Consider the following 5,909-nt stretch of genomic DNA (forward strand, 5'->3'; position numbering starts at 1 on the left):
GCGGCGTGCCGGGAGTGGGGACGAAGACGGCCCCTTCCGCGTACATTTCCGCGACCGCTGAAGGGTCGCCGGAGTTGAAGCGGTCGGCGAACACGTGCGGGACGTCTTCGGGACGGTCGGCGAGGCGCGGCATTCGGTGTCCTTCGTGTAGACAGGGCGGGGACGCGGCAACGCTAGGAGGCGCTTTCGTGACTCACCAAACGGTTGGCCACCCGGGGCTGCCCGACGATCCGCGCGCCGCCGTGGACGAGCCGACCCCCTCCTGCCCGGTGGAGATCACGCTCGACGTCCTGCGCGGCCGCTGGATGACGCTGGTCGTGCGGGAACTCCTGCGCGAAGACCGGTCGTTCACCGAGCTGCGCCAGGCGCTGCCCGCTCTATCGGACAAGGTGCTCGCCGACCGCCTGGCACATCTCGTTCAATGCGGAGTGCTGGAACGGCGCCGCCAGCCGGGATGGCCGCCCCGGACGCAATACGCCCTCACTCCGCACGGCCACCGCCTCGGCCCGGTTCTCCAGGCCCTCTGGGACTGGGGCAACGAGCTCTAACCCGCCTCCAAAAGCGACCGGACGAGGTCGCGGTAGGCGTCCTTCATGGGGAGTTCGCGTTGGACGTGGACGCGGCGGCGAGTGGCGGTCACGTCGACGCCCCGAATGGGGTCGTGGCCGGACTTCTCGTAGTTCTCCCACCAGAGCCCCACGCCGCGGCGCTGCCAGGCCGGAACCTCGTTGAAATTGATTCCGCGCGCGTAGAGGAGTTCGTTCTTTGCCGAGACGGAGGTGCGTTCGAGTTCGCGGGTCGCCTGCCGGGCGGAGCGGCCCTCGTTGCGGAGCGTCCAGTAGCACCAGCCGTTCAGGGCGCAGCGGGCGGCGTCGGCCTGGCGCCAGGAAAGGTAGTCGACGACCTCGTCCAGGGCCGTGCCCATCCAGATGCGGCTGTCGAACGCGACGGGTTCGCCGGCGGCGTGGGTGAACGCGGCGGTCGCGATGCTCGCCGACAGGGAGACGAGTTTCTCCACCTCGCGGCCGAACAGGTCGAACGACGGGTCCAGCACGACGGAGATCTCGTCGCTCTCGGTGTAGGCGAAGCGGCCGCCGAGGTCGCTGAGGAGCGCCTTCGCGGTGCCGGCCATGAGCGCCGAGAAACGCGGGTCGAAGGGCTTGTCGAAGCGGGACTCGGTGAAGCGGGAGAAGGAGCGGCCGTCCACGCGGATGACCGTCCACGCGCCGGGGAGCAGGGTCAGCGAGTGGAACCATTCGCGGGCGCGCATCCGCGACTCAAGGTCCTTCATCGGTCATCTCCCTGACGTCGAATGCGCCGCCGGCGGCGGGGAGCACCGCGAACAACGCGTCGAAGCCGTCTGACGGGCGCGGACGGCGAAGACGTTTGAGAGTGGCATAGACGCCGACGTCCGGCACCTGGATTTCGGGTGGGCGGACGGCGTTGCGGCGCATCGAGAGTTCGACGTCCGGCGGAAACCAATAGCCGATGATGCGGGCACTGTGGCGGCGGCCCACGGTGATGAGCGGCTGCCATTCGTCCGGGGACGGGTTCGTGTTGTCGACCGCCACGTCACGGTCTTGTTCCAGGGCCTCGGATATGAGCCTCAACTGGCGTGCCTGCTTGCGCCGGGCGCCTCTCGGGAAGAGGTCCTTGCTGACGTGGACATGTCCGGCGAGATGCCGTCGGTAGAACGTCGTCTTCCCGGACGCCTGAAGGCCGATCAGGATGGCCAGGTCGGGCATTAGCGGGGGGTCAGGGCGCGTACTAGGTCGGCGGCGGGGGCGTCGGATGTCTTGTGGAAGGACTCGCCCGCCCACAGGTTCACGCCGTCCGGGTCGCCCTTGGCGGCGGCCGCCTTGCGCAGTGGCGAGGTCACGTAGTGGACGTCCGGGTAGGCGGCCGGTGCGTGCGGTGAGTGGTCGGTGAGGAAGCGGTTGACCAGGCCGCGGGCGAGGCGTCCGCTGAAGGCGCGGGTCAGTGTGGTGGAGGTGAAGCGCGGGTCGGTCAGGGCGGCCCTGTGGACGGCGCTGGCGCCGCTCTCCGGGCAGCGGACGAACGCCGTCCCGAGCTGGGCGGCGACGGCGCCGAGGGAGAGGATCTCGGCGATGTCCGAGGACGAGGCGAGGCCGCCGGCGGCGATGAGGGGCTGCGAGGTCATCGCGCGGACGGAGTGCAGCAGGACGCGCAGCGGCAGCGGCTCGTCGGAGGTGTTCGTGAACGACCCGCGGTGCCCGCCCGCCTCGGCCCCTTGCAGGCAGAGGGCGTCGGCGGCGGCCGCCTGGCGCGCCTCGTCCACGGACGTCACCGTGACGACCACGGTCACGCCTTTGGCCTGGAACGCCTCGATGACGTCCGGCGAAGGGCAGCCGAACGTGAAGCTGACGAACGGCGGCGGGTCGGACAGCAGGTCGGCGACCTTGGCCTCGTAGGCGTCGTCGCGGGCGCCGGGGGTGCCGGGGGCGACGCCGAGGCGGTCGGCCTCGGGCGCGAGGCGATCGCGGTAGGCGGCCACTTCGGCGGGGTCGATCTCGTCCAGGGACGGCATGAAAAGGTTCATGCCGAACGGGCGCGAAGTCAGCTCCCGGGTCGCGGCGATGTCGGCGCGCATGGCCTCGGGCGTCTTGTAGCCGGCGGCGAGGAAGCCGAGGCCGCCCGCGTCCGACACGGCGGCGGCCAGGGCGGGCGTCGACGGGCCGCCCGCCATCGGCGCCTGGATGATGGGGACGTCCGTCCACATGGCGTTACCTCGTCTCGCGCGGTGCTCTGGGACTCCTCCCCATGATCCGCACGATAATCCGGGGGGAGGGCCGGGCGCCGACCCGGGGTTCCCGCAACGGACGGAAGGGGGCGGCATGCGGGTGCTGCTGCACTACGACATGGACCACGCGGAGCCCGGTCTCGACATCGTGAGCTGCTCCGAGCAGGACGACGCGCGGTTCGCGGAGCTGCTGCCGGACGCCGAGGTCGTCTGGCACGTGCTGCGTCCGCTCACGGCCGCCGACATGGACCGGGCGCCGAAGCTGCGGCTGATCCAGAAGCTCGGCACCGGGGTCAACACGATCGACCTGGACGCGGCGCGGGAGCGCGGGATCGCGGTAGCGAACATGCCGGGGCAGAACGCGCAGGCCGTCGCGGAGACGTCGCTGCTGCTGATGCTGGCGGCGCTGCGCCGGGTCGTCGCGTTCGACGCGCGGACGCGGCGCGGCGCGGGCTGGCCCGCCGACCGGGCGCTGGTCGGCGGGGAGCTGGCCGGGCGGACGGTCGGCCTCCTCGGCGGCGGCGAGATCGCGACGCTGCTGCGCGGCATGCTGGAGGCGGTCGGCGCGCGCGTCCTCTACACGTCGCGGCGGCCGCGCCGCGACGACCCGGCCTGGCGGGAGCTGGACGACCTGCTGCGCGCGAGCGACATCGTGTCGGTGCACGTGCCGCTGACCGACGAGACGCATCACCTGCTCGACGCCGGGCGGCTCGCGCTGCTGCCGGACGGCGCGATCGTCGTGAACACGGCGCGCGGCGCGGTCATCGACGAGGCGGCGCTGGTGGACGCGCTGGCGTCCGGCCGGCTCGGCGGCGCCGGCCTCGACGTCTTCGAGAAGGAGCCGGCGGACGCGTCCAACCCGCTCCTCGCCCTGGACAACATCGTCGTGATGCCGCACGTCGCGTGGCTGACCCGCGAGACGTGGGACCGCTACTTCGCCGTCGCCGCGGAGAACTGCCATCGGCTCGCCCGCGGCGACGCCCTCCTCCACCGCGTCGTCTAGCCGCGGCCGGCCGCGAGTTTCGTCTCGATCCAGTCGACGCCGAAGCTCACGACGTCGGGCGCTTCGAACAGGTGGCTGTCGGCCGCGCCGACCTTGCCCCGGCGGCCGTGCCCGGCGGCGAGCATGTCGCGGACGATCGCGTCGAAAGGGTCCTGCTCTTCGGGGACGACCGGGCTGTAGTCGAAGGCGCCGTTCTCGGAGTCGATGTCGTGGAAGCGCCGCCAGACGCGCTCGCCGTCCACGGTGATGGGCTGCTCGTAGTCGACGAACCGTTTGCCGGGCGCGTCGGCGAGCGCTTCGGCGTGGTGCAGGAGAGTAAGGGTGTCCAGGGGCGCGCCCAGCAGGAGCACGCGGCCGCCCATGTCGGTGAGGCGGGCCAGGGGGCTCCTTGGGCCGTGCGGGTCGTCCCAGGGGTGGTCGTCCATGAGGGTGTGGGCGTCCGGGCCGAGGGCGGCGAAGCTCACGTCGGGGTGGCGGCTGCGCACCGCGCCCGGGTGGCGGCGCAGGGCCTCGGGCAGTCGGCCGTTGTCGTGGTCGGCCTCGCTGAGCACCGGGTCGTAAGCGGGATGGCCGGCGCGTACGGCGGCCTGCCAGTCCTCGGGCCAGTCGGTGAAGTCGTAGGGCGGGGCGTCGTTCCAGCCGCAGGTGACCATCAGCGTGCCCGTGCCGCCGACCGCGTCTTGCAGCGCGCCGATGACCGTCTGCGTGCCGCCGGCGACATAGCCCAGCGCCGACATGCGGGTGTGGAACATCACGATGTCGCCCTCGGCGACGCCGAGCGCGGCCAGGTCGCGGGCGAGGGCGTCGCGGGTGACCGGGCCGCCGGAGCGCTTGAGCAGGTCCAACTCGTCCATGAGCGCAACGTACGCACCGGCCCCGGCCCGGTCGACCCTTTTTTCGGACGTCCGCCCTAGGGGATCAGGACCGGCTTGACGACCTTGCCGGACGTCGTGTCGGCCTCCGCCTGGTTGATCTGGTCGAGCGGGTAGGTCGTGATGAGGCGGTCGAAGGGGAACCGGCCCTGCCGCCACAGCTCGATCATCGTCGGGATGAACGTGTGCGGGACGGCGTCGCCCTCGATGATGCCCTTGACCGTCCGGCCCATGAGCAGCAGGTTCGCGTCCAGCCGGTACTCGGCGGCGCCGACGCCGACGAGGCCGCAGACGCCGGTGGTGCACAGCGACGCGACCGCCGTCGACACCACCTCGGGGACGGCGGTGGTGTCGAACGAGTACCGCACGCCCTCGCCGCCGCAGATCGCCCTGATCTGTCCGGCGATGTCGTCGTCCGCTCCGTTCAGCAGGTGGGTGGCGCCCAGCTCGCGGGCCAGGTCGAGCCGGGACTCGTGCAGGTCGACGGCGACGATCGTGGTCGCGCCCGCGACCCGCGCGGCCATCACGGCGGCCAGCCCGACCGCGCCCGCGCCGAAGACCGCGATGCTGTCGCCGGCGCGGACGCCGAGCGAGATCAGCACCGAGCCGGCGCCGGTCTGCACGCCGCAGCCGAGCGGCCCGAGTTGTTCGAGCGGCGCGTCGGCGGTGACCGGCACGACGTTGCGGACGGTCCCGAGCGCGTGGCTCGCGAACGACGACTGCCCGAACCAGCGGGTGTGGACGGCCTCGCCGTCACCGGTCGTGGCGCGCGGCACGCCGTCCAGCGGCACCGCGAGCATGTTGAGCGCCATCATCTGCGGGCACGCGCCGGGGCGCGCGGTGCGGCAGGTGTCGCACGTCCCGCACGAGTCGAACGACATGACCACGTGGTCGCCGGGGGTGAGGCCGGTGACGCCGGCCCCGACCGCCTCGACCACGCCCGAGCCCTCGTGGCCGAGCACGACGGGCTTGGCGACCAGGTCGCCCGGCACCCGTCCGAGCATGTCGGTGTGGCACATCCCGGCCCCCGCGATCTTGACGAGGACCTCGCCGGGCCCGGGGTCGGCGAGGTCGAGCGACTCGATCGTGTACGGGGCGTCTGCGGCACGCAGCACCGCGGCGTTGATCTGCACCAGGGCTTCCTTCGGGGAGCTCGCCTAGGGCGTCCTGCGCCGCCTGGTGCCTGGCCCGAAGAGCGTCGTCGAACTCGTCCGTAGAGGAGTGGCCCGTCCGGCTGACGCCGGGCGTCCGCGCGCTGCTCGACGGGCTCGCG

At 72.4% G+C, this 5,909-nt stretch carries 7 protein-coding genes; 2 read left to right on the plus strand and 5 right to left on the minus strand.

Features of this window, described 5'->3' with window-relative positions:
- Positions 1–188 precede the first annotated feature (188 nt).
- Positions 189–548, plus strand: a complete 360-nt coding sequence (locus ETD96_RS39940; protein ID WP_138641680.1) for a winged helix-turn-helix transcriptional regulator — start codon at positions 189–191, stop codon at positions 546–548.
- Here ETD96_RS39940 and ETD96_RS39945 read toward each other — a convergent pair.
- From ETD96_RS39945 to ETD96_RS39955, 3 genes are read right to left on the minus strand one after another with little or no spacing between them, the layout of a single operon-like run.
- Positions 545–1,291: a tRNA(His) guanylyltransferase Thg1 family protein gene (locus tag ETD96_RS39945; protein ID WP_138641681.1), complete on the minus strand. Its 747-nt coding sequence runs from the start codon at positions 1,289–1,291 to the stop codon at positions 545–547. The two genes, ETD96_RS39940 and ETD96_RS39945, sit on opposite strands and share 4 nt — an antisense overlap.
- Complete coding sequence (locus ETD96_RS39950; RefSeq protein WP_138641682.1) at positions 1,278–1,745, minus strand: ATP-binding protein; 468 nt, start codon at positions 1,743–1,745, stop codon at positions 1,278–1,280. The genes ETD96_RS39945 and ETD96_RS39950 overlap by 14 nt, the downstream gene beginning before the upstream one ends.
- A complete protein-coding gene (locus tag ETD96_RS39955) occupies positions 1,745–2,740 on the minus strand; it encodes a nitronate monooxygenase (RefSeq protein WP_138641683.1) in 996 nt (331 codons plus the stop codon). Before ETD96_RS39955 ends, ETD96_RS39950 begins: the two co-directional genes overlap by 1 nt.
- A 115-nt stretch (positions 2,741–2,855) precedes the next feature.
- On the opposite strand from ETD96_RS39955, the gene ETD96_RS39960 reads away from it, so the two are divergent.
- Positions 2,856–3,764 carry an NAD(P)-dependent oxidoreductase gene (locus ETD96_RS39960; RefSeq protein WP_138641684.1) on the plus strand — a complete coding sequence of 303 codons (909 nt, stop codon included), beginning with the start codon at positions 2,856–2,858 and terminating at the stop codon, positions 3,762–3,764.
- Here the strand turns inward: ETD96_RS39960 and aac(3) are convergent.
- Complete coding sequence (aac(3), locus tag ETD96_RS39965; protein WP_138641685.1) at positions 3,761–4,618, minus strand: aminoglycoside 3-N-acetyltransferase; 858 nt, start codon at positions 4,616–4,618, stop codon at positions 3,761–3,763. The two genes, ETD96_RS39960 and aac(3), sit on opposite strands and share 4 nt — an antisense overlap.
- Positions 4,619–4,674: 56 nt before the next feature.
- Positions 4,675–5,769, minus strand: a complete 1,095-nt coding sequence (locus ETD96_RS39970) for an NAD(P)-dependent alcohol dehydrogenase (RefSeq protein ID WP_138641686.1) — start codon at positions 5,767–5,769, stop codon at positions 4,675–4,677.
- Between the last annotated feature and the right edge of the window lie 140 nt (positions 5,770–5,909).

Source organism: Actinomadura geliboluensis, assembly GCF_005889745.1.
In the GTDB taxonomy this organism is placed as follows: Bacteria; Actinomycetota; Actinomycetes; order Streptosporangiales; family Streptosporangiaceae; genus Spirillospora; species Spirillospora geliboluensis.